The following is a 22,694-nucleotide window of genomic DNA, read 5'->3' on the forward strand; positions in this document are numbered from 1 at the left end:
GCCTAGGCCCGGCCGGCACCGCGCCGGCGCACCGCCACCGCGGCGGCCGCCGCCGAGGCCACCGCCGCCAGGGCCAGACCGCCGGCGAGGACCGGGGCGCCGGGACCGGCGTCCACGGCGGCACCGGTGTCGGCGCCGCCCACGGGCACCTCGCCCACCTGGGTGTACGGGTCCTCGGCAGGCACTTCCCCGGGCACCTCGCCGGGCACCTCGCCGGGCTGGGCGTCCGGCCCGGGGCCGGCGCCGGGGACCCAGTCGATGACGGTGTGGCTCCAGCCCCCCGATGCGTTCTCCACGGGGATGCGGGTGGGGTCGTAGGGCCACTCGGCGCTCTCGCACACGACGCCGTCGCCGTCGTCGTCGACGAGGCTCGTGCTGTAGCTGACGGAGCCCACCGGGATGTTGTGGACGCCGTACCCGGCGGCCGTGGCGCAGTCGGTGAAGACCATCGCGTCACCGGGCGCGGCCGTCGCCGGTCCTGCCGTCAGGACCGCGAGCCCGATCGCCGCCGCCGCCACGCCCGCTGCACTGTTCTTCATGGTGTTCCCTCGCTTCTGGGAGTGCTGATGTGCAAGCGCATCGTAGGAGGTTCACCACTGCAACGTCACGGGTCGGATAGTGATGCCGGCGTCCGCGCGGCGCGGCGGGCCCGGTTTCCGGCGGAAATCTGCCATTTCCGCTCTGACTGGTTGCATCGCGGTGCATTCTGTGAGTTTCATGACGCGGGCGCGGAACCGTCCGATCCTCGCCCATCCCCCTGGTCCGGGACAGGGCTGTGGCCGTCCCCGAGCGTCAGCCCGCTCGCGGCGGCTTCGTCGAGGACCAGCGTGGTCCGGGGGTGGAACTGCAGCACCGACGCCGGGCACCGGGCGGCCACCGGACCCTCCACGGCCGCGGCGACGGCCGCCGCCTTCCGCTCCCCCTGCGCGACCAGGAGCACCTGGCGTGCCTCGAGGATCGTGCCCAGCCCCTGGGTGAGGCAGTGGGTGGGGACGTCGTCGGGCCGGTCGACGAAGCGGGCGTTGTCGGCGCGCGTCTGCGCGGATAGAGCCGCGACGCGGGTGCGGGAGGACAGCGACGAGATCGGTTCGTTAAAGCCGATGTGGCCGTTCGTGCCGATCCCCAGGACCTGGAGGTCGATGCCGCCGGCCGCGGCGATCGCCCGCTCGTACTCCTCGGCGGCCCCGCCCAGATCGGCGCGGGAGGCGTCGGGCACCCGGACCTGCTCCGGGGCCAGGCCGAAGGGCCGGACGACCTCCCGGTCCAGGTACGCGGCGTAGCTGCGCGGGTGCTCCGGCGGGAGACCGACGTACTCGTCGAGGGCGAACACGTGAGGTGCGAGAGGTCGAGCGATCCCTCGGCCCGGCGCCGGGCCAGCTCCCGGTAGATCCCGACCGGCGACGACCCGGTGGTCACCCCCAGCACGGTGTCCGGCTCTTGGGCGATCCGGCCGGCGACGACGTCGGCCGCGTACGTGGCGACGTCCGCGGCGGTCGGCACGATGACGATGTCCATGAGCTGCCCCTCCTCGTGCACTGGGAGGCCCATTGTCCTCGGACCGGTGGCAGGCGATCCAGCGGGGTTCAGGAGCCGGGGTCCAGCTGCGCGGCCGCGTGCCGGAGCACGGGACCGAAGTCCGGACCGGCGCCGGGGCTCGCCGCCAGCGCCGCGACGTACAGGGCGGCCCAGGCGGCGGCGCGGCGCCACACGTCGTCGTCGTACCGGCCGGTGCTGTCCGCGACGGCGCGGGACCCGGAGCGCTGGTCCGCGTCGAAGGCCAGCCACGCGCCGGCGAGGTCGGACGCGGGGTCCCCGGCGCAGACGTCCCCGAAGTCGACGAGACCGGCCAGCCGCCCGTCCCGGTGCACGAGGTTCCAGGGGTGCGGGTCCCCGTGCAGCCAGACCGCCGGCCGTGACCACGGGGCGGCGCGCAGGCCGTCGTCGACGACGCCGCGGAGCCGCTCGGTGCGCCGCGCCCCGAGCAGCGCGGCCGCGGCCGGCCAGGACGGGGGCGCCGCGCGGAGCCGCGCGTCGATCGGGACGCCCCGGTAGGGGTTGCGCGGGGCCTCCCCGGGTGCCGGCCGGTGCAGCGAGGACAGGGCCCGGGCCAGGTCCTCCGCGAGCCGCCCGCGCCGGGCGAGCGGCAGGGTCGCGACGGCCTCGCCCTCGATCCACCGGACCACCGCCCAGGGCCACGGGTACCCGGCGCCGGGGCCGCCGCGGAACACCGGCCGGGGCACGGCGATCCCCAGCGCGGCCAGCGGTGCGCCGGCCACGGCCGTCCACCGCACCTCGTGGAGGAGGCACGGGACGGCGGCGCGGCGCACCGGCAGGCGCACCGCGTGGGCGGGGCCGAGCCGGAACAGTGCGTTGTCCCAGCCCTGCGCCACCGGGGTCGGCGTCAGGTCCAGGAGTCCGCGGAGCTCCCGCGGCAGCTGCGCCTCCAGCAGGCGGCGCACCTGGGCGGCCGTCGGCTGCACCTCGACCTCGGGCATCCTCCGCCCCTCCTCCCGGCTGCGTCGGCTCGGGCGCGCCCCGATCCGGGCTGCCGGACCCGGGACCCGGTGCGGGGGTCCGGCAGAGAAAGACATCGCCACCCGGCCGGAGCCGGGTGGCGATGTCAGGTCGACGCCGGGGCGTTCAGCCCCGCGCCGGAGATCTCACGAGGAGATCAGAGCGTGATCACGCAAGCACGGTGATGTTCGCGGCCTGGGGGCCCTTGGGGCCGTCCTGGGTCTCGAACTCGACGCGCTGGTTCTCCTCGAGGGAGCGGAACCCGCCGGAGTTGATCGCGGAGAAGTGCGCGAACACGTCCTTGGAGCCGTCCTCGGGGGTGATGAAGCCGAAGCCCTTGTCGGCGTTGAACCACTTCACGGTGCCAGTAGTCATGGGGAACCTGTCTTTCTGGGAAACGGAGCGTCCCCGGCGATCGGGGTGCTCGGGCGTTGCGATGCCTGCCAAAACGTCTTCTCAGAAAAACTGCTGCGCCCGATGTCCGGGCGAACTGCTTGAACTGCAAGAACGAAACTTCAACAACTGGTGATGACTCTACAGGTGTTCGGGGAAAAGCACAGTGACGGGCCCCACTGCCCCCGCGGACACCCCGAGATCGCCGGGGGATCGCCCCGAGGCCGTTCCCACGGGCGCGTCGCGTCCATAGGCTGTGACCATGGCCACACCTGAGACCCGCACCCGGCCCACCGTCAACTCGGACATGGGCGAGGGGATCGGCCTGCACCGCTTCGGCAACGACCCGGAGCTGCTGCAGGTCGTGGACCTCGCCAACGTCGCCTGTGGCTTCCACGCCGGGGACCCGGACATCATGTCCGCCACCGTGGCCGCCGCCGTGGCCCACGACGTCGCGATCGGCGCCCACCCCTCCCTGCCCGACCAGTGGGGCTTCGGCCGCCGCGCCATGGTGCTCGCCCCGGAGGAGGTCGAGTCCCTGGTCCGCTACCAGGTGGGCGCCCTCACCGGCTTCCTGCTCCAGCACGGGGCGGACCTGCACCACCTCAAGCCGCACGGCTCGCTCTACGGGATGGTCGCCAAGGACCCGGCGCTCATGGAGGCGGTGGCGGCGGTGGCCGCCGACTACCGCGTGCCCGTGCTCGGCATGGCCGGCACCGCCCACGAGTCCGTGTGCGCCGAGCGCGGCGTGCCGTTCGTGGCCGAGCTCTACGTGGACCTCGACTACAACGCCGAGGGCGGGCTGATCATCCAGCGCACGCCCCACGCCACCGACCCGCGCGCCGCCGCCGACCGGGTGACGCAGGCCCTGGCCGAGGGGGTCGTGCGGGCCGAGGACGGCACGGAGCTGCCGATGCGCTTCGAGTCGGTCTGCGTGCACTCCGACGCCCCGGGGGCGCCCGCGGTGGCCCGCGCCGTCCGCGCGGCGATCGACGCCCACGCGGCGACGGGCACCTGACCCGCCCGGCCGCCGTCGTCCCGGCCTTCCGACCCGGTGCCCGCCGACCCCACGTCTTCCCACCCGACCGAAAGGACCCGCACCATGACCGAGATCCAGTCCCCGCTCCCCGGTGTCTTCTACCGCCGCCCGTCCCCCGACAAGGACCCGTTCGTCCGGGACGGCGACCCGGTCGAGGCCGGCCAGGTCATCGGTCTCATCGAGGTGATGAAGCAGTTCTCGGAGGTCCAGTCGGACGCCGACGGCACGATCCAGGCCTTCGAGGTGGAGGACGGCGACATGGTCAACCCGGGGGACGTCATCGCCGTCGTCGCGGAGAGCTGAGCCGTGCCGATCTCCACGCTCCTGGTGGCCAACCGGGGCGAGATCGCGGTCCGGATCCTGCGCTCGGCGCAGCAGATGGGCCTGCGCACCGTGCTGGCCGTGAGCGAGGTGGACCAGGACTCCATGGCGGCGGAGCTCGCCGACGCCGTGGCCGTGGTGGGCCCCGCCCCGGCCCAGAAGTCCTACCTGAACGCGGAGGCGCTCGTGGCCGCGGCCCTGGAGCACGGGTGCGACGCCGTGCACCCCGGCTACGGCTTCCTCTCCGAGAACGCCGCGTTCGCCCGGCGCGTCCAGGAGGCGGGGCTGACGTGGGTGGGCCCCGCCCCCGACGTCATCGACCTCATGGGCCACAAGACCCGGGCGCTGGAGGCCGCGATCGCAGCCGGGGTGCCCGTCCTCGCAGGGTCCAACGGGCCCCTGGAGGGCGACGACGACGCCGTCCTGGCGCTGGCCCGGGAGGTCGGCTACCCGCTCGTCATCAAGGCCTCGGCCGGTGGCGGCGGGCGCGGCATCCGCCTGGTCCGCGCCGAGGAGGACCTCCTGCGGACCGTCGACACCGCCCGGTCCGAGGCCGGGGCGAGCTTCGGGGACCCCACCGTGTACCTGGAGCGGTTCGTGGAGCGGGCCCGGCACGTGGAGGTCCAGGTCCTCGGCGACGGGCAGACCTTCCTGCACCTGGGCGACCGAGACTGCTCCCTGCAGCGCCGCTCCCAGAAGATCGTGGAGGAGGCCCCCGCCCCGGACCTGCCGGACGAGGTCCGCGAGCGCATCCGGGACTCCGCCGTGAACCTGGCCCGGCTGTGCTCCTACACCGGGGTGGGCACGGTCGAGTACCTCTACGACCCCGTCCGGCACGAGGCCGCGTTCATCGAGATGAACACCCGCCTGCAGGTGGAGCACCCGGTCACGGAGTTCGTCACGGGCGTGGACCTGGTCGCCGAGCAGCTCACGATCGCCTCGACCGGGCGCACGGAGCTGCGGCAGGAGGACATCTCCTTCGCCGGGCACTCCGTGGAGTGCCGGATCAACGCCGAGGACCCGGAGAAGGGGTTCATGCCGAGCCCGGGCACGATCAGCCGCCTCGACTGGCCGGAGGGCTCCGAGTACCGCGTGGACTCCGGCGTGCGCAGCGGCGACACCGTGGCCCCGTACTACGACTCGCTGCTGGCCAAGCTGGTCGTGCACGCCGAGGACCGGGAGACGGCCGTGCAGCGGATGGGCGCGGCCCTGGCCGCCACGCACGTGGAGGGGATCAGGACCACGGTGCCGCTGCTGCGGCGGCTCGTGCTGGACCCGGAGTTCGCGGCCGTGGCGCACCACACCACCTGGATCGAGACCGAGCTGCTGACCGGCCGGGCCGGCGGCACACCCAGCGACGAGCCCGGCGACAAGCCCGGCGACAGTCCCAGTGAGGGGAGCGCACCATGACCGAGACCCTGTACCTGCCCACCGCCCGGTACACGTGGGGCGGTGACGAGTTCCTGTTCGTGGAGTTCGACGAAGCCATGAACCTCACCGCCAACTACCTGGCCACCACCGTGGCGCACGGCCTCTCCGCCCTGGACCTGCCCGGCGTGGTGGACGTCTGCCCCGCCAACGCGTCCCTGCTGGTGCGCTTCGACCCGGACGTCATCAGGGCCGAGGACCTCAAGCGCCGCACCCAGGAGCTCGAGGGGCAGGCCCGCGAGTCCACGCAGTACACCGCCGAGACCCGGATCATCGAGGTCCCGGTCTGGTACCAGGACCCCTACACCGCCGAGGTCGTGGCCCGCTTCCGCGAGGGCTACCACCAGGACCCCTCCGGCACCGACCTCGACTACGCCGCGAAGGTCAACGGCCTCGCGGACGCCGCCGAGTTCATCCGCCGCCACCACGAGTCCCCGTGGCTGGTGTCCATGGTGGGCTTCGTGGCCGGGCTGCCGTTCATGTACCAGCTCGTGCCGAGGGACCGGCAGCTCGAGGTGCCCAAGTACCTCAGCCCCCGCACCGACACTCCCCCGCTCACCGTGGGCCACGGCGGGTGCTTCGCGTGCATCTACTCGGTGCGCGGCGCCGGCGGCTACCAGATGTTCGGCATCGCCGCCGCCCCCATCTACGACCCCGAGCAGCACCTGCGCGACTTCCGGGACTTCCTCATCCTGTTCCGGCCCGGGGACCTCGTGAAGTTCCGGCCGGTCGACGAGGCCGAGTACCGCTCCATCCAGCAGCAGGTCGAGGACGGCACCTGGCGGTACAAGCAGGCACCCGTGACCCTCGACGTCGAAGCCGCGCTCGCCGATCCCGACAGCTACAACCGCACCCTTCTGGAGGCCCTCGATGGCGCTGACGATTGAGCAGCCCGGACTGCTGACCACCGTCCAGGACCAGGGACGGATCGGGTACTACCACGTGGGCATCCCGCAGGGCGGGGCCATGGACCAGGAGTCCGCGCAGGCGGCGAACAAGCTGGTCGGCAACACCGCGGTCGAGGCCGTGCTCGAGTGCACCTACACGGGCCCCGCCTTCACCGTGGACGCCCCGACGACGATCGCCGTGACCGGCGCGGACCTCCCCGTGCTGGTCAACGGCGAGGAGCGCCCGTCGTGGCGGCGGATCGAGCTGGCGGCGGGGGACGCCGTGAAGTTCGGCGTGCTCCGCGGTGGCGCCCGGTTCTACCTGGCCGTCCGCGGCGGCATCGCCGTGCCGGAGGTGCTCGGCTCGCGCTCCACCTACGCGATCGGGCGGCTGGGCGGACTGGACGGCCGGAAGCTGGAGGCCGGGGACGTGGTGCCGGTGGGCGAGCCCACCGGCCTGCTGCCCGAGGTCGAGGAGATCCCGGAGCGGCTCCGCCCGGGCTTCGGGAGGTCGCTGGAGCTGCGGATCATGTGGGGCCTCTACGACCACCTGCTCACCGACGAGGGCCGGCGCCGGCTGGTCGAGGAGGAGTGGAAGCTCACCCCCGTGGCGGACCGGATGGGCCTGCGCTTCGAGGGCCCCGGCGTGGAGTGGATCCAGCGCCGGCAGCCGTTCGGGGCGGGCTCGGACCCCTCCAACATCGTGGACGCCGGCTACGCCGTGGGCTCCATCCAGGTCCCCGGCGGCACCCAGCCGATCGTGCTGCACCGGGACGCGGTCTCGGGCGGGGGCTACGCCATGGTGGGCACCGTGATCTCCGCGGACATGGACCTGCTGGCCCGCGCCGCCCCGGGCACGGCCACCCGGTTCCGCGCGGTGTCCATGGAGGAGGCCCTGCAGGCGCGGCACGAGCGGGCCGAGCGGCTGGAGGAGATCTGGGCGCTGTGAGCGGCCGGGGCTCGCGGCCCGCGGCGGGTGGTGCCGCACCGGCACCGCCCGCCGCGGTGCGTCCGCTCAGGAGAGCTCCAGCTCCCAGTCCTTGACGTCGGCCAGGGGCGCGAGCAGGCTGCCGTCGAGCTCGGCGAGCGGCCGGCCGCTGCGCACCCGCTGCGGCCAGTCCCGGTTGGCCAGCGCCGCCTTGCCCAGGGCGACGACGTCGGCCGTGCCGTCCGCCAGCATGGACACGGCCGTCTCCGGGTCGTCCAGGTGCCCGTTGGCGATCACCGGCACGCCCGAGTGCTGCTTGGCCAGCGCCGCGAGCGACGGCCCGTCGTCGCCGAACGCCGGGGCGGTCGCCCGGTACTCGGTGGTGTGGACGAAGTCGATCCCGGTGGCGCCCAGGGTCGAGAAGATCACCTCGGCCTCGTCGGGCCCGCCGCTCCACCGGTGGTCGTGGTCGCTGACCTTGGCCTGGGAGATCCGGATGCCCACCGCCAGGTCCGGTCCCACGGCGTCGCGCACGGCCCGGCAGACCTCGGCGGCGAACCGCACCCGGTTCTCCGGCGAACCTCCGTACTCGTCGGTGCGGAGATTGAGGTAGTCGGTGAGGAACTGGTCGAGCAGGTACCCGTTGGCGCCGTGGATCTCGACGCCGTCGAACCCTGCGTCACGGGCGCGCAGCGCGGCGTCCACGAACGCCTGCCGGACCTCCGCCATCTGCTCCGCCGTGATCTCCGCGGGCACGGGGTACGGGCCCTCACCGCGGTAGAAGCCCAGCTGCTCGCCCTTGGGGGCCACCGCGGAGGGAGCGATCGTCGAGTCGACGAAGCGGTTGCCCTGGGCCTGGGACCCCGCGTGCATGAGCTGGGCGAAGATCTTCGCCCCGGCCGCGTGGACGGCGTCGACCACCTCGGCCCACGCCCGTGCCTGGTCGTCGGTGGCGATCCCGGGCTGGTACAGGTAGCCCTGCCCGTGGGCGGCGTCGGGGTAGATCCCCTCGGTGATCAGCAGCCCGAAGCCGCCGCGGGCGAAGGCCTCGTAGTAGGAGACCATGCGCTCGGTGGCGTGGCCCTCCTCCGTGGCGCTGATCCGGGTCATCGGCGCCAGCGCCACGCGGTTCTCCAGTGCGGCGGGACCGATCTGCAGGGGGGACCAGAGGGGGTCGAGTTCCGGCATGTGCGTCTCCTTCGACAGTCGTTCAGGGGTGGTTCGGTCGGCGGGTGCCTCTGACAGCCTCACACGGTGTCGGCGCTGAGGAGAAGCGCCCGCACGAGCCGCCCCGCGTCCAGGGGCGGGGCGCTGTGGGTCCCGGCGGCGAGGATCCGCTCGAACTCCGCGCCGCCGTCGTCCGGCAGCAGGCGCCGGTCGACCAGGTGCTGGTCGACCAGGGCGTCGGCCAGCGTCTCGACGTCGGGGAAGACCTGCTGGGCGCCCGTCCGGGAGCCCAGCACCCACCGGTCGCCGAGCACGGTGATCCTCGCGCGGCGCCCCACGCTGCGCCGCAACTCCGCGAGGACGGCCTGCTTCATCCCGTTGAGGTTGATGTAGGCGGTCACCTTCGAGACCGCACGCCCTCCGGGGCATCCTGCGCACATCGTGACATCTCCTCCCGGGCCGGCTACGGCATCACGTCGCCGCTGTTGGGACCCAGCGTCTGGCCGGTGTAGAGGTCGCCGCCGGGCGAGGAGGCCAGCAGCAGCGCGGTGGGCGCCACCTCGTGGGCCTGACCGAAGCGGCCGATGGGCAGCTCCGCCTGCTTGGCGGCCTTCCACTCCTCGGACAGCCCCTCGATCAGCGGCGTGACGACGGGACCCGGCGCGATCGCGTTGACGAGGATGTGGTGCTCGGCGAGCTCCAGCGCCATGGCCTTCGTCATGCCGATCACCCCGGCCTTGGCCGCCACGTAGTGCGTCAGGCCGGTGCCGCCCTTGATCCCCAGCTGCGAGGCGATGTTGATGATCCGCCCGCCGCCGCGCGCCACCATGTGGGGCGCGGCCCAGCGCGCGGCCAGGAAGACGCCCTTGAGGTCCACGGCCAGAACCTTGTCGAACGTCGCCTCGGTCATCTCCAGCAGCGGCGTCTCGTCGAGGATGCCGGCGGCGCTGACGAGGACGTCGATCCCGCCGAGCTCCTCGACGACCTTCTCCATCGCCTGCTGCACCGCCTCGCCGTCGGTGACGTCCACGGCGATCGCCGTGGTGCGCCCGCCGAAGCTGCCGCTCTCCTCCGCGACGGCCGCCGCGTGCTGCTCGTCGCGGTCCAGCACGGCCACGTCCGCGCCCTCCCGGGCGAAGAGCAGGGCGATGGCCGCTCCGATGCCGCTGCCGCCGCCGGTGACGACGGCGACCTTGCCGGTCAGTTGCTGTTCCATGTCTGCCTTTCCTGGTGGGCTCAGCTCGGCCAGCGGACGGTGAGCCCGCCGTCGACGATCAGCTGCTGACCCGTGACGTAGGCGGAGTCGTCGCCGGTGAGGAAGCGGATGGTGCGGGCGGCCTCGTCGACGTTGCCCACGCGGCCCCACGGGATGATCGAGCCCGCGGCGTCGAGACCCTCCCGGCCCAGGGAGTTCACGGGGTCCAGGGACTGGGGGCTCTCGATCAGCCCCGGGATGACGGCGTTGACCCGGATCTTCCGGGGGGCGAGCTCCACGGCCAGCGAGCGGCACAGGCCGATGAGCCCGGACTTCGCCGCCGCGTAGTGGCTGTGCTCCTCCCACCCGTAGACGCCACCGGCGATCGAGGACGTCGCCACCATCGCCCCGCCGTGGGTCATCCGCGTGCTGCAGGAGCGGAAGACGCGCATCACCCCGGAGAGGTCGACGGCCATCATGTCGTCCCACGCCTGGTCGGTCATGTCCGCGAGCGCGGCACGGCGCAGGATGCCGGCCGCGGCCACCGAGATGTCCAGCCGGCCGAACTCGTCGAGCGCGGCCTGGGCGAGCTTCTCGGTGTCCTCGAAGCTGCGCACGTCCATGGGGACGGCCGTGCAGCGCCCGCCCGCGGCCTCCACGGCGCGGACGGTGTCCGTCGCGTCGTGGGGGTCCGAGGGGAGGTAGCCGATGACGCTGTGGGTCCCGGCCCGGGCGTAGGCCACCGCCAGCGCCCGGCCGATCCCGCTGCCGCCGCCGGAGATGACGGCGACCTTTCCCTCGAGTCCGTCGTCGCGGTTCATGCGATCACCGTGGTCTTCAGGTGGGCGTCCTTCAGGGTGCGGGTCCCGGCCATGCACAGCGCCGAGAGGATCAGCCCGCCGGAGCCGGTGATGATGGCCGCCGTGGCCGTGTCCACCCCTGCGGTCAGCAGGATGGTGAGCAGCCCGGAGCCGGCGATGCCGCCGAGCGGCGCCATCACGTGGGCCACGTTCGCCCCCATGCCGCGCACCTGGGGCGGGAAGGACTCGCCCATGTAGAACAGCAGCGCCGCGTACGGTCCGGTGAGGAAGAACAGCGTCATGGCGTACAGCGGGATGATGTAGCCGGAGGTGCCCGGGCCCAGCAGCATCGCCAGGCTGACGATGCCGCCGGCGATCCAGCCGAGGACCACGGTCGGCTTGCGGCCGATCTTGTCGCCCAGCCAGCCGTGGAACACGTAGCCCACGAAGCCCACCGCGTTGGAGAGCACCAGGATGATGAGGGCGTTGTCGAAGGAGACGCCCTTGGCCTCGACCAGGATGGTGGTGCCCAGGACGGAGAACACCTGGATGCCGAACCAGTTGAAGAACCACGCCAGGGACAGGCAGGTCGTGTGCCGGCGCAGCTCCGGGGTGAAGACGTCCTTCACGCCGGTGGCGTGGTGGGCCGCCTCCTCGAGGCCGTGCTCGTCGGCCAGCGCGTGGGCACCGGCGGTGTCGCCGGCGGCCCGGCGCCGCCGGACCTCCTTCATCGCGGCGAAGGTCGGGGACTCCGGCAGGCGCAGGGCCAGGCCGACGACGATCAGGGACAGCACCGCGGCGACCACGAAGCTCCAGCGCCAGCCGATGAGCGGGAGCGTCAGGGCCGACAGCCCCGCGGAGACCAGCGCGCCGACCGGCCAGCCGCCCTGGACGAGCGAGTACATGAGGCCGCGGCTCTTGGCCTCCTTGTAGATCTCGTTGAGGTAGACCGCGTTGACGACCTCCTCGGACATGGAGAAGCCGGAGAAGGAGCGGATGATGACCAGGCTCGCGGCGCCGATGGCGGCGCCGGTGAGACCGGACGCCACGGCGCCGCCGAGCATGAGCACGATGAGCGCCTTCTTGCGGCCCATCTTGTCGATGATCGTGCCCACGGCCAGGGCCACGATGAACACGCCGATCGTGGCGTAGGTGTTGATCGCGGTGGACTCGGCCACCGACCAGCCGAAGTCCTCGGCGATCACGGGGAGCAGCGTGCCGAAGAGGGTGAAGTCGTAGACGGAGGCCACTCAGGCGATGAAGCAGACGATCGAGACCTGCTTGACCACCTTCGGGGTGATGGGCACGTTCCAGGGCTCGACGCCGGAGGGCGTCGGGTTCGAGCGCAGAGCGGACATGGCGGTGTTCCTTCGTGCCGGTGGGATCAGGCGGAGGTGCGGGGACTGCGGGCGGCGAAGTCGCGGGCGACGTCCTCCATGAACGCGAACTCCACGCCGTCGTGACCCTGGATGTGGTCGAAGAGGCGCTCGAGCATCAGCAGGTTCTGCGGGCGTCCGCAGACGTCGGGGTGGATCGTGAGGGGGAAGACCGCGTAGTCCATCTCGCGGTAGACCCAGTCGAACTGGTCCCTCCACAGCTGCTCGATGTCCCGCGGGGACACGAAGCCGTGGCTGTTCGGGCTGGACTTGATGAACATCATCGGCGGGAGGTCGTCCAGGTACCACGAGGCGGGGATCTCGATGAGGTCGGTCTCCTCGCCGCGCACCAGCGGTTTCATCCACTCCTGGGCCGAGGCCGCGTCGTAGTCGATCTTGGTCCAGGTGTCCCCGACCCGCACGTAGTACGGGGTGTGGTCGTCGTGCATGAGCGAGTGGTCGTAGAGGAAGCCGCGATCGAGCAGGATCTCGTTGGTCACCCCGGAGAACTCCCACCAGGGCGCCACGTAGCCGACGGGCTTCTTCCCGGAGCGCCGCTCGATGAGGTCGGTGCAGTAGTCGAGGATCTCGGTCTCCTGCTCGCGGGTCATCGCGATGGGGTTCTCGTGGCTGTAGCCGTGGACGCCGATCTCGTGACCGGCGGCGACGACCGCGTCGAACTCCTTCGGGAACGTCTCCACGGAGTGGCCGGGCCAGAACCAGGTGACGGGCATCTCGCGGCGCTGGGCGAGCTGGAGCAGCCGCGGCACGCCGACCTCGCCGGCGAAGAGGCCGCGGGAGATGTCGCCCGGGGAGTCCTCGCCGCCGTAGGAGCCGAGCCAGCCGCCGACGGCGTCGACGTCGATACCGACGGACACGTAGATCTTCTTGGACATGATGTCTCCTCTGGTGGTGGGTGTTCTAGAGGTGGGCGGTGAAGGCCCCGGGGAACTCGGCGGCCGAGGTCCCCAGGGAGAGCAGGAGGGCGGCGAGGACGCGCGCCTGGAGCGGGTTGAGGTCCCCGGAGGGGACGGCGCCGGCCGCCACGAGGTCGGTGCCCCCGCCGTTGCCGTAGAGCGGGACGACGGGTCCCCACGGGGCACGGGTGCTGAGCACCACGGCGCAGCCGGCCCCGGCCGCACGGGCCACCGACTCCGCGAAGCCGGGCCCCGCGTTGCCGACGCCCGATCCGGCGAGGACCACGGCCTGCGCGCCGGAGCGCACGGCGAAGTCGAAGAGGTCCGGGGTGGCGCCGGTGTGGGCAGTGATGATCTCGACCCTGGTGCTGTCGAAGGCCGCCGTCGGCAGCGGCAGCGGCTCCCGGCGGACCGGCCTGGCCGTGACGACGAGCCCGGACCCGGCCATGTGCGCCACCTCGGCGCCGCCCTGGAAGGGGCTGCTCGCGGTGGTGTGCGCCTTCCGGGCGCCGCGGGCGGAGCGGACCGTCCCGTCGAAGGAGATCAGCGCGCCGCTGCCCCGCAGCTCGGGCGAGGCGGCGGCCAGCACCGCCTCCTCGACGTTGCGGGGGCCGTCCGGGGCCGGGCTGTCGGCCGGCTGCTGGGCGCCGGTGAGCACCACGCTCTTCGGGGAGCCGTGCACCAGGTCCAGCAGGAACGCCGTCTCCTCCAGGGTGTCGGTCCCGTGGGTGACCACCACGCCGTCGTTGGCCGGATCGGCCAGCGCGTCCCGGGCCGCCTCGGCGATCGCCCGCAGCTCCCCCAGGGTGAGCCGGTAGCTGCCCGTGGTGAGGACGTCCCGGGCGGAGACGGTGAGCTCGCCGTACCGGTTCCGGGACAGGTCGGCCGCCGTGTCCGTGGCCACGGAGCCCGTGGACCCGCCGCCCCGGGACGCGATGGTGCCCCCCGTGCCGAGCAGCTGGATGTGTGTCACGTGCCGCCTCCCTTCCGTGGGGTCGTCCCGCTCCGCGGGAGCGTCAACGGTCTATGCAAACGAATGCCGCAATCGATTGCGTACGATGTTGGGATCGACCATAGAGCGTCTCTAGAGTGATGCGCAACACATTCACGAGAATTTAACGTCCGTTACTGTGTGGAAACAGCCGCGAGGAGGTGGACATGGGCGCACGACCGGCGGTCACGCTGAAGGCCCTGGCGGCCGAGCTGGGCCTCAATCCCTCCACGGTCTCCCGGGTGCTCAACGACCCCAAGGGCCTCGGCTCCAAGTGGGCCTCGCCGGACACCACGGAGCGGATCTTCGCGCTCGCGGAGGAGCGCGGCTACCGCAAGAACCCCTACGCCGCGTCGCTGCGCACGGCCAAGTCGCACATGATCGGGGTCGTCGTGCCCCGCCTGCAGGACTACGTCCTGGCCACCATGTACGAGGGCATCGACGAGGCCGCCTCCGAGCACGGCTACTTCACCGTGGTCTCCAACTCCCTGGACGACCCCGCGGCCCACCGCGCCAAGGCGGAGAAGCTGCTGGACCGCCGCGCCGACGGCCTGATCTTCGGCGACGCCCTGTTCGAGGACCCCTTCCTGGACGAGCTCGCCGACCGCGGCGTGGCCTTCACGCTGGTGAGCCGGCGGTCCCCGGGGCACCGGTCCGTGACCTGCGACGACTACGCCGGGGGACGCATGGTCGCGGAGCACCTCGTCGCGTCCGGCCGGAGGACCTTCGGGCTCATCGCGGGCAATCCGCGGGCCTCGACCTCGATCGACCGCTGCGCCGGCTTCCTGGACGCGCTCGCCGGGCACGGCCTCGCGGTGGACCCGGAGCGGGTGGTCCCCGGCGGCTTCGACGCCCCGGCCGGCAGCGTGGCCGCCGCCCGGATCCTGGCCGCCGGGCCGCTGCCCGAGGCGGTGTTCGCGGTCAACGACTTCGCGGCGATCGGCGCGCTCGGCGTCTTCGCCCGGGAGGGGATCACGGTCCCGGAGGACCTGGCCCTCGTCGGGTTCAACGACACGCCGCTGGCCGGCAGCGTGGGGCTCACCACCGTGCGCTCCCCCATGCACAGCATCGGAAGGCAGGGCTTCGAGATGCTGATGGACGTTCTCGACGGCCGGGACGTGGAGAGCGTCCGGCTCCCTCCGGAGCTCGTCGTGCGCACGAGCGCCTGAGCACCGGACGCTCCCACCGCAGGACCGGAGGGCCAGCACGCCGTCGGGTGCGGGGCGGAGCTCCGAGGCAAGTCGGCGCAACTGTGGACAGAATGCGAATCGATCGGGTAATAAGCCAGTGTTAGTGTTGATGCATCACGCAGGTGATCAGCCGGGGGGCTGAGCCGCCGCGTGAGGATCGCGTCGGGACGACCGGCCGCAAGGCCGCCGGCACGACGACGATCATGATGCCGCCGTCCTGGTGGCAGCGGGCCTCGGACCATCTGGTCAGTCGTCGGGGGGCGACTCCCCTGCCACCGGGACGCGCAGGCCCCTCTCCGCCCGCAGCAGCCGCTCCGCGGTGTGACCGCGGAGCCCGCCGGTCAGGCGAAGGCGAAGACCAGCGGGAAGACCACCACCACGATCGCGGCCCACACGCCGTAGACCGGAAGGTAGCGCGTCTGCCAGCGCTCCAGCTCCGCGAACGGCCGGCGTCCCCGCAGGCACCCGGCGCTCAGCCAGGCCGCCCGCACCAGGTGCACCAGCAGCAGCAGGTTCAGCCCGAGCGCGGCGATCTTGTTGGGGCTCGAGCCGAACTCGGCGATCCGGGTCAGCATGGCGGTCAGCATCACCGCGTCCACCGCCAGCGCCGCGACGACGAGCACCAGCTGCAGGCCGTCGAAGAGGCCGGGAGGCTCGAGCGGGTCCCGGGCGGAGATCGAGTAGAGCAGCAGCGCCAGGACCAGCACGAGGATCGCGTCCATCAGGATCAGCAGCCCGCGGTCGACGTCCACGAGCCCGCCGGCCGCCGTGAGCACCACGAGGAGGGCGACCAGCATCAGGATCGTCAGGGGCGTGAACACCCGGGTGAGGACCGGGGCGATGTTCTCCACGACGTTCTGCTTGGCCTCGACCAGCCACGCCGCCACCACGAGGGCACCGGGCACGGCGAACGGCAGGATCCAGTCCTCCAGCACCGGCTCCAGGTCGATCCCGAGGACCTGCAGGGCCCCGAACGTGAGCCCGACCAATACCGCCCCGCCCAGGGCCAGGAGCGTGTAGTAGATCACGAGCTCGCCGGTGAAGCGGACGAAGTCCATCCGCCGGCTGTCGGAGCGCCACCTCCCGCCCGTGTAGGCGATCCCGGCCAGCAGCCACAGGACCACCGGTGCGTGCAGGACGGCGAGCAGCTCGGTGGAACCGCCGGGGACGAACGGATAGACGTTGAGCACCACCGCCAGCAGCGCGAACGGGACGAGCAGCGCCGCCACCACGCGCGCGGTGAGCCGGCGCTTCCACGCGAAGTACCCGGCGAGGAAGGGCAGCACGAGCAGGCCGAGGTTGCGCGCCAGCACCGCCTCGTCGCCGAGCCAGGCGGTGCCGGCCTTGACCGCCAGCCCGGCCCCGACCGCGAGCGCCAGAACGACGCCCAGCTCCCGCCACGGCGGCGCGCCGGCGTCCTCGGCGTCCTCCGGGAGGAGCACGAGCTGCTTCCACAGCCGCTCGGAGTGCTCGCGGGCGAACTCGTGCGAGACGGCGTCGAGGTTGCCCATGCGCTTGATCGCGACGAGGAAGGCCTCGTCGTCGTCGAGCCCGGTGGCCCTCAGGTCCGCGACCTGTTCGCGCAGGTGGTCCTCGAGCTCGTCCACGTCGGCCGGGGAGATCGCCTGGCGGCGCTGGACCCAGCCGCGCCACCGCCCGATCTGGGCCTCCTGCTCCGCGTGCAGCTCCATCACGCCCACCGCTCGGTCGTGGCGGGCGGCTGCTGCGCGGCCTGCCACACCTGCCGCAGCGCGTCGGCGACGACCGTCCACTGCTCCTGCCGGTCGGCGAGCGCGGCCCGGCCCGAGGCCGTGATCGCGTAGTGCTTGCGCCGGCGCCCGGCCTCGGACGTGCCCCACGAGGAGGACACGTGGCCGAGGCGCTCGAGCCGGTGCAGCAGCGGGTAGAGCATGCCGTCGGTCCACTGCATGGAGCCGCCGGAGAGCTCGCTGACGCGCTTGAGGATCGCGTAGCCGTACAGGTCGCCGTCCGCCAGGATCCCCAGCACGAGCGGGGTGGCCGAGGCGGCGACCAGGTCCTTGTCGATGCGCACTGCGCCTCCTGATACCTAGGTGTGCTATGCATTGAACCCTAGCAGCGCTAGGTATGGCAAGCGTGGCGCCGGAAACAACGGCGCGAGTCGGGCGGGGTGGGCACCGCCGCGTCCTGCGCCTACAGTCGAAGCAGAGTTGCAGAAGAGAACGCCCCGAGGAGGTGGTGATCCGTGAGCACGCAGCCCGGCCTCGCCGCGCTCCCACTGAGCACGCCGCTGGAGGCGGAGGTCCGCCCCTCCCGCGGCGTCTACGCCTGGTGGCTGGACACCGCCCGCTCCCCCACCCCGGAGGCGGCCGGGCTGCACCTGCCCGCGGTGCCGCGGCTCCGCCACTCGTCGGGGACGGCCGAGCTGCTCTACGTGGGCCGCGCCCGGCGCGACCTCCACCAGCGGATCAGCGGCCAGCACCTGCGGCGCACCCGCTCCTCCGCGCTGCGGCGCACGCTGCTCGCCGTCCTCCTGCCCGGGGACCCGTCCTGGAGGGACGGCGCCGCCGTGGACGGGCGGGGGCGCGTGGTCCTCGACGAGGCGCACGAGCAGCGGCTCACGGCGTGGATGCAGGAGCACCTGCTCCTCGGCTGGGCGGAGTGCGGGACGAAGGACGACGTCGACGCCCTCGAGCAGCACTGGGTCGCCGGGCACCAGCCGGCGCTCAACACCGAGGGCACCGGCCACGGCCCGGAGCTGACCGAGCTCAAGCGGGTCTTCCGCGAGGGCCTGCCTCAGCGGTCCTGAGCCCCCGGGGCCGCTGGAGCCGCGGCGGTAGAATGGGTGCCCAGCACGCACGTGGTCATTCGGGGGCCGTCATGAACAACACCGGGAGCAGCAGCGGAGCCGCCGTCTGGGTGGTGGTCGTGGTCGCCGTGGTGGTCGCCGTCGGCCTGTTCCGGTTCGTGCTCCTCGGCGGGGTGGCCCTCCTCGGCGTGGTCCTGGTCGGCCTGCTGATCTGGCTCAGCGCCGGCGTCATCACGAGCCGGACCCGCGCCGCCGGGCAGGACGCGCCCGAGGACGACGACGCCGGGCCGCCGCTGACCGCCCCGCAGACCGGGCGGACGTCGGTGGAGGAGGCTCGGGCGGCCGGGGCGTCCAACATGCGCACGGCCTGGATCTCGTGGCACCTCCGCTCCCTGCCCCCGCCGGAGGACTCCCGGGATCCCCGGCTCCTCGTGGGCACCCTGTCCGTGGTGCCGCAGGCGGACTGGGACGTGGACCGGCTCCGCACGCACGGCCGCGCGCTGTGGTCCCTGCGCCGCGGCGCCCGGCGGCACGACCTGCTCGACCAGCTGGACGCCCGCCTGGACCGGGTGGTCGCCATGATCTCCGACCTGACGGACGCCGAGTTCGACACCGCCCTCGGCCAGGTCAACGACCAGTACCTGTACCACCCGGACCGGCAGGTCCGCACCGCCTACCTGGAGGGCGGCGCCCTGGGGGTGGACCTCATCATGGACGCCGTGACCGCCGCCCGGGCCCAGGCCCGCGAGGACGCCGCCACGAGGGCCGCCGCGGAGGCCCTGGCCCAGCAGCGCACCGCCGCGCTCCGCGCCCTGCGGGAGACCCACCACCCCACCGCGGGCCGGGACGCCCGCACCGCCTGGGAGGAACAGGCCCGGAAGCTCGAGGAGTGACCCGCCCGCGGACGGGGCGCCGGAACGGTCGATCCGTCCCGGCGCCCCGTCAACGCGCCCGGGCCGGCATCACCGGGGGTGGTGGGACTCCGCGAGCTCGAACACCGGGGTGGGAAGGCCCTCCATCCGGGCCTTGAGCTGCAGGGCGAGGTACTTGGAGTAGTGCCTGCTCTGGTGCAGGTTCCCGCCGTGGATCCAGAGATTCTCCACGTTGGTGGGCTTCCACATGTTCCGCAGCTCGCCCTCCCAGGGCCCGGGGTCCCGGGTGGTGTCGGAGCCGTAGCCCCAGCACTTGCCCACCCGGTCGGCGACCTCCGGGGAGATCAGGTCCGCGAGCCACTCGTTCATGGACCCGTAGCCGGTGGCGTGGACGACGAGGTCGGCCGGCAGCTCGGTCCCGTCGTCGAGCACCACCGCGTCCTCCGTGAGCCGGTCGACCTGACCGGTGGCCAGCCGGACCCGCCCGTCGATGATCAGCTGCGAGGCGCCCACGTCGATGTAGTACCCGGAGCCCCGGCGCAGGTACTTCAGGAACAGCCCGGAGCCGTCCTCCCCGAAGTCGAGGTCGAAGCCGGCCGCCTCGAGCGCGTCGTAGAACTCCCGGTCCCGCTCGGCCATCGCCTCGAACGCGGGCCGCTGGACGTCCGGCAGGACCCGGTACGGCCAGGACGCGAAGAGCATGTCCGCCTTCTCCGTGGTGATGCCGGCCTCCAGCGCCTCCTCGGAGTAGAGCGGCTTCAGGACGAGGTCCATGAGCGACTCGCTGCGGGAGATGTGGGTGGAGGAGCGCTGGACCATGGTGACCTCGGCCCCGTGCTCCCAGAGGTCCGCGCAGATGTCGTGGGCGGAGTTGTTGGAGCCGATCACCACGGCCCGCTTGCCCGCCCAGTCGTCGCCGCCGGCGTGCGCGGAGGAGTGGTGCTGCGCGCCCCGGAAGACGTCGGCGCCCGGGAAGTCAGGGATTCTCGGGTACCCGGAGACGCCCAGCGCGAAGACCAGCTGAGTGGGGTGCAGCACGACCTCCTCGCCGTCGCGGTCGACGACCACGGTCCAGGTCCCGGACTGCTCGTCCCACTCGGCCGACCGGCACTCGGTCCTCGCCCAGTAGTTCAGCTCCATGATGTCGGCGTAGTGCATCAGCCAGTCGGCGACCTTGTCCTTGGCGGGGAACACCGGCCAGTCGTCCGGGAACGGCAGGTAGGGCATGTGGTCGTACCAGACGGGGTCGTGCAGGTGCAGGGACTTGTAGCGGTTGCGCCAGGCGTCCCCGGCCTTCTCGTGCTTGTCCACCACGATCGTGGGGATGCCGAGGCGCTGCAGCCGCGCGGCCAGGCCGATCCCGCCCTGGCCGCCGCCGACGACGAGGCAGTACGGCTGCTCCGTCCGGCCGAGGGCCTCCTCCCGCGCCCGGCGCCGCTCCAGCCAGGTGGTGCGCTCGCGGGTGATCTCGTGGACCACCCCGCGGTCCCGGCGCGGCCCCTTCTGCTCCTCGGAGCCGCGCAGGTCCTGCAGCGTGGTCAGCAGGGTCCACGCCTTCCCGTCGCGCAGCCGCAGGTAGCCCCACCCGGAGCCGGCGGAGGTCTCGAAGCGCACCCAGCACTCCGTCACCCCGTCCGCCTCGGTGGGCTCGCCCTCGACCTCCCACCCGGAGGGCCGGACGTGCGGCAGGGTCTGCGCGAGCATCCGGCAGATCTGCTCGCGGCCCTCCAGCGTCTTCAGGTTCCAGGTGAACGCCAGGAAATCGCGCCAGTAGCTCTCCTCCGCGAACAGATCCGCCGCCGCGTCCGCGTTGCCGGCCGCGAGGGCGTCCTCCAGGGCGGCCAGCCAGGAGCGGGCGGTGTCCGTGCCGGCTCCCACGCCGGTGTCGATCGTGGTCATGGTTCCTCCTCGGTGTACGCCGGACGCCCAGTGGCATAGGGTCCGATGTGATGCGTGTCACCACTGTGGGGCCGAGGGGGTTTCCCCGGCGTTGCATCAGGACGGACGCCGTGACGGGCCCGGTGACGTCAGGACGGACGCCGTGACGGGCCCGGTGACGTCAGGACAGGCGCAGAGGACGGAGGAGCGCGCTGTGGACAGCTGCGGATCGGCGAGGACACCGGAACGGGTGCGTTCGGCGTGGGAGCGGTGCGCCGCCCGGGGCATGTCCCGCGACCTGGACGGCCCGCGGGAGGTGCTCCCGGACCACGAGGTCGAGCAGCTGCGCGCACTCTCCCCACTGGGGGCGCACGTCGACGTCGTCGCCGACCTCCTGGGCGTCGTCCGTGATGCCGCCGAGGCCCGGGTCGCCGTCCTCACGGGCCCCGACGGCACCGTGCTGTGGCGGCGCGGGGGACGCTCGCCGCTGGGACGCGCCGACGGGCTCGGCTTCGTCGAGGGCGCCGGCTGGGACGAGCACGGCGTGGGCACCAACGCGATCGCCCAGGCGCTGCGCAGCGGGGCCGCGGAGGAGCTGCGGGGCACGGAGCACTTCGCCCGGTCCCACAGCGCCTGGGACTGCACGTCCGCCCCGGTGCGCCACCCGGGCAGCGGGGAGGTGCTCGGCGTCATCGACCTGTCCGGGCCGCGGGGCACCGCCACCCCGGACACCAGGGCCCTGGTCCGCTCGGCCGCGCGCGTCGTCGAGACGCTGCTCGCCGCCCATACGGCCTCACGACACCCCGCCGGCACGACCGGCACGCCGTCCCTGGAGCTGCGCCTGCTCGCCGAGCCGGCCGCGGCCCGGGTGGGCGGCGGGGACTGGTTCCCCCTGCCGACGCGCTCGGCGGAGATCCTCGCGCTGCTCAGCCTGCGCGAGCGCGGGTGGAGCGCCGAGGAGATGGCCTATGAGCTCTACGGCGAGCACGGCACCCCCGGCACGGTCCGCACGGAGATCCACCGGGTCCGCCGCCGGCTCGGGGCGGTGATCACCACCGGCCCCTATCGTTTCGCCGATCCGTCCGCCGTCACCAGCGACGTCCTGCAGCTGCGGACCGCCCTCGAGCAGGGCGAGGTGACCCGGGCCCTGAACATCTACCGGCAGCCGCTGCTGCGCTCCTCGGACCTGCTCACCATCGAGGAGTGGCGCTCCGAGCTGGACCGGGAGACCGCCGAGGCCGTGCGGCGCAGCGGCGACGCCCGGATCGAGACCCGCTGGTCCCACACCGAGATGGGCCACGCCTACCGGCGCGGATGAGCCGGGGCGGGCGCTGCACTCGGCAGGGATGCGCGGTTCAGCCGATGAGCGTCGCAAAGACGACGTAGTTGTCGTCGAACTCGCCGGTGAAGAGGTTGTAGCCGTCGCAGGTGATGAGCCGAAGCTCGGGGCCTTCGGTGTTCCCGTAGACCGCACGGGTGTCGAAGGTGTCCTTCGAGTACTGCTCGGCGCGATCCACGGCGAACACGGCGGTGGAGCCGTCCGCCCGGACCACCTCGACGGTGTCCCCCGGCACCAGGTCGCGCAGGCCGGCGAAGACGCCGGGGCCGCCGTCGGTCGCGTTGACGTGGCCTAGCAGGATCGCCGGCCCCTGCTCTCCCGGTGTGGGCGACTGGTCGTACCAGGACGCGGGAGAGCCCGGATCGCCGGGTGGCACGTCCAGCGTGCCGTCCCCCCGCAGGCCCAGGTGCAGCAGCTCGGAGCCGAGACCGAGGGCGGGGATGTCGACCGAGAGCGGCTCCGATTCCGTCATGGGCCGCGGGCCGCTTGTCGGCTCACCCGTCGGCCCACTTGTCGTCCTGGGTGTCGGGGCGGAGGCGGGCGCGGAGGTCGTCCCCGCCGACGGTGTCGCCCTGGGCGAAGGCACGGACGAGGAGGACGACGACGCCGGACCGGCCGCGCCCGCTCCGGGTTCAGCCGGCGATTCCTGGGCGCACCCGGCGAGCAGCAGG

23 protein-coding genes and 1 pseudogene are annotated in these 22,694 nt (G+C 73.0%); 9 read left to right on the forward strand and 15 right to left on the reverse strand.

Annotated elements, in window-relative coordinates; all coding sequences use genetic code 11:
* Nucleotides 1-2: 2 nt before the first annotated feature.
* From E7Z53_RS01590 to cspE, 4 genes and pseudogenes are all read right to left on the reverse strand, one after another.
* Nucleotides 3-539: an excalibur calcium-binding domain-containing protein gene (locus E7Z53_RS01590; protein WP_176337008.1), complete on the reverse strand. Its 537-nt coding sequence runs from the start codon at nt 537-539 to the stop codon at nt 3-5.
* A gap of 176 nt (nt 540-715) precedes the next feature.
* Nucleotides 716-1,515 (reverse strand): annotated as a pseudogene (gene nagB, locus E7Z53_RS01595) (glucosamine-6-phosphate deaminase).
* 68 nt (nt 1,516-1,583) lie between these two features.
* Nucleotides 1,584-2,495, reverse strand: a complete 912-nt coding sequence (locus tag E7Z53_RS01600; protein ID WP_176337009.1) for a phosphotransferase — start codon at nt 2,493-2,495, stop codon at nt 1,584-1,586.
* A gap of 187 nt (nt 2,496-2,682) precedes the next feature.
* Nucleotides 2,683-2,889, reverse strand: a complete 207-nt coding sequence (gene cspE / locus E7Z53_RS01605; RefSeq protein WP_035923571.1) for a transcription antiterminator/RNA stability regulator CspE — start codon at nt 2,887-2,889, stop codon at nt 2,683-2,685.
* Between the two features lie 280 nt (nt 2,890-3,169).
* On the opposite strand from cspE, the gene E7Z53_RS01610 reads away from it, so the two are divergent.
* From E7Z53_RS01610 to E7Z53_RS01630, 5 genes are all read left to right on the forward strand, one after another.
* Nucleotides 3,170-3,925 (forward strand): 5-oxoprolinase subunit PxpA, encoded by a 756-nt coding sequence (locus E7Z53_RS01610; RefSeq protein ID WP_176337010.1) that lies wholly within the window; start codon nt 3,170-3,172, stop codon nt 3,923-3,925.
* 84 nt (nt 3,926-4,009) lie between these two features.
* Nucleotides 4,010-4,249, forward strand: coding sequence for an acetyl-CoA carboxylase (locus E7Z53_RS01615; protein WP_176337011.1), 240 nt, complete (start codon nt 4,010-4,012; stop codon nt 4,247-4,249).
* A gap of 3 nt (nt 4,250-4,252) precedes the next feature.
* Nucleotides 4,253-5,677 (forward strand): acetyl-CoA carboxylase biotin carboxylase subunit, encoded by a 1,425-nt coding sequence (locus E7Z53_RS01620; protein WP_176337012.1) that lies wholly within the window; start codon nt 4,253-4,255, stop codon nt 5,675-5,677.
* Nucleotides 5,674-6,582, forward strand: coding sequence for a 5-oxoprolinase subunit B family protein (locus tag E7Z53_RS01625; protein ID WP_017834475.1), 909 nt, complete (start codon nt 5,674-5,676; stop codon nt 6,580-6,582). Before E7Z53_RS01620 ends, E7Z53_RS01625 begins: the two co-directional genes overlap by 4 nt.
* Entirely contained in the window at nt 6,566-7,531 is a 966-nt protein-coding gene (locus E7Z53_RS01630; RefSeq protein WP_109268411.1) for a biotin-dependent carboxyltransferase family protein, read from the forward strand. Before E7Z53_RS01625 ends, E7Z53_RS01630 begins: the two co-directional genes overlap by 17 nt.
* Before the next feature lie 66 nt (nt 7,532-7,597).
* On the opposite strand, the gene E7Z53_RS01635 is transcribed toward E7Z53_RS01630, so the two are convergent.
* The 7 genes from E7Z53_RS01635 to E7Z53_RS01665 all read right to left on the reverse strand — a co-directional run bounded on the left by E7Z53_RS01635 (nt 7,598) and on the right by E7Z53_RS01665 (nt 13,938).
* On the reverse strand, nt 7,598-8,698 hold the full coding sequence (locus E7Z53_RS01635; protein WP_176337013.1) for an oxidoreductase: 1,101 nt from the start codon (nt 8,696-8,698) through the stop codon (nt 7,598-7,600).
* Nucleotides 8,699-8,757: 59 nt separating this feature from the next.
* Nucleotides 8,758-9,078 carry a hypothetical protein gene (locus tag E7Z53_RS01640; protein WP_109268413.1) on the reverse strand — a complete coding sequence of 107 codons (321 nt, stop codon included), beginning with the start codon at nt 9,076-9,078 and terminating at the stop codon, nt 8,758-8,760.
* A gap of 62 nt (nt 9,079-9,140) precedes the next feature.
* The gene (locus E7Z53_RS01645; RefSeq protein WP_176337014.1) at nt 9,141-9,893 is read right to left on the reverse strand and encodes an SDR family NAD(P)-dependent oxidoreductase; all 753 of its coding nucleotides are present in this window, start codon (nt 9,891-9,893) and stop codon (nt 9,141-9,143) included.
* Nucleotides 9,894-9,913: 20 nt separating this feature from the next.
* Nucleotides 9,914-10,693 carry an SDR family NAD(P)-dependent oxidoreductase gene (locus E7Z53_RS01650; protein ID WP_126349687.1) on the reverse strand — a complete coding sequence of 260 codons (780 nt, stop codon included), beginning with the start codon at nt 10,691-10,693 and terminating at the stop codon, nt 9,914-9,916.
* A complete protein-coding gene (locus E7Z53_RS01655; protein WP_241482796.1) occupies nt 10,690-11,922 on the reverse strand; it encodes an MFS transporter in 1,233 nt (410 codons plus the stop codon). Before E7Z53_RS01655 ends, E7Z53_RS01650 begins: the two co-directional genes overlap by 4 nt.
* 134 nt (nt 11,923-12,056) lie before the next feature.
* Nucleotides 12,057-12,944 carry a polysaccharide deacetylase family protein gene (locus E7Z53_RS01660; protein ID WP_095650177.1) on the reverse strand — a complete coding sequence of 296 codons (888 nt, stop codon included), beginning with the start codon at nt 12,942-12,944 and terminating at the stop codon, nt 12,057-12,059.
* 25 nt (nt 12,945-12,969) lie between these two features.
* Nucleotides 12,970-13,938, reverse strand: coding sequence for an asparaginase (locus E7Z53_RS01665; RefSeq protein ID WP_176337015.1), 969 nt, complete (start codon nt 13,936-13,938; stop codon nt 12,970-12,972).
* A gap of 185 nt (nt 13,939-14,123) precedes the next feature.
* Between E7Z53_RS01665 and E7Z53_RS01670 the strand changes: the two genes are divergently transcribed.
* Nucleotides 14,124-15,125, forward strand: a complete 1,002-nt coding sequence (locus tag E7Z53_RS01670) for a LacI family DNA-binding transcriptional regulator (RefSeq protein ID WP_176337016.1) — start codon at nt 14,124-14,126, stop codon at nt 15,123-15,125.
* A gap of 362 nt (nt 15,126-15,487) precedes the next feature.
* Here E7Z53_RS01670 and E7Z53_RS01675 read toward each other — a convergent pair whose 3' ends face one another.
* A complete protein-coding gene (locus E7Z53_RS01675; RefSeq protein ID WP_176337017.1) occupies nt 15,488-16,837 on the reverse strand; it encodes a permease prefix domain 1-containing protein in 1,350 nt (449 codons plus the stop codon).
* Nucleotides 16,837-17,199: a PadR family transcriptional regulator gene (locus E7Z53_RS01680; protein WP_035923597.1), complete on the reverse strand. Its 363-nt coding sequence runs from the start codon at nt 17,197-17,199 to the stop codon at nt 16,837-16,839. The genes E7Z53_RS01675 and E7Z53_RS01680 overlap by 1 nt, the downstream gene beginning before the upstream one ends.
* 171 nt (nt 17,200-17,370) lie before the next feature.
* Here E7Z53_RS01680 and E7Z53_RS01685 point away from each other — a divergent pair, with 171 nt between their 5' ends.
* Together E7Z53_RS01685 and E7Z53_RS01690 are read left to right on the forward strand one after the other, a co-directional pair.
* The gene (locus E7Z53_RS01685; RefSeq protein WP_109244164.1) at nt 17,371-17,934 is read left to right on the forward strand and encodes a GIY-YIG nuclease family protein; all 564 of its coding nucleotides are present in this window, start codon (nt 17,371-17,373) and stop codon (nt 17,932-17,934) included.
* A gap of 71 nt (nt 17,935-18,005) precedes the next feature.
* Nucleotides 18,006-18,827: a hypothetical protein gene (locus tag E7Z53_RS01690; protein WP_176337018.1), complete on the forward strand. Its 822-nt coding sequence runs from the start codon at nt 18,006-18,008 to the stop codon at nt 18,825-18,827.
* Nucleotides 18,828-18,896: 69 nt separating this feature from the next.
* On the opposite strand, the gene E7Z53_RS01695 is transcribed toward E7Z53_RS01690, so the two are convergent.
* The gene (locus tag E7Z53_RS01695) at nt 18,897-20,705 is read right to left on the reverse strand and encodes a flavin-containing monooxygenase (protein WP_176337019.1); all 1,809 of its coding nucleotides are present in this window, start codon (nt 20,703-20,705) and stop codon (nt 18,897-18,899) included.
* Nucleotides 20,706-20,934: 229 nt separating this feature from the next.
* Here E7Z53_RS01695 and E7Z53_RS01700 point away from each other — a divergent pair, with 229 nt between their 5' ends.
* Complete coding sequence (locus E7Z53_RS01700; RefSeq protein ID WP_176337020.1) at nt 20,935-22,002, forward strand: GAF domain-containing protein; 1,068 nt, start codon at nt 20,935-20,937, stop codon at nt 22,000-22,002.
* Between the two features lie 37 nt (nt 22,003-22,039).
* On the opposite strand, the gene E7Z53_RS20080 is transcribed toward E7Z53_RS01700, so the two are convergent.
* Nucleotides 22,040-22,495 (reverse strand): class F sortase, encoded by a 456-nt coding sequence (locus E7Z53_RS20080; protein ID WP_255219360.1) that lies wholly within the window; start codon nt 22,493-22,495, stop codon nt 22,040-22,042.
* Between the last annotated feature and the right edge of the window lie 199 nt (nt 22,496-22,694).

It is taken from the genome of Kocuria salina, assembly GCF_013368965.1.
In the GTDB taxonomy this organism is placed as follows: domain Bacteria; phylum Actinomycetota; class Actinomycetes; order Actinomycetales; family Micrococcaceae; genus Kocuria; species Kocuria rosea.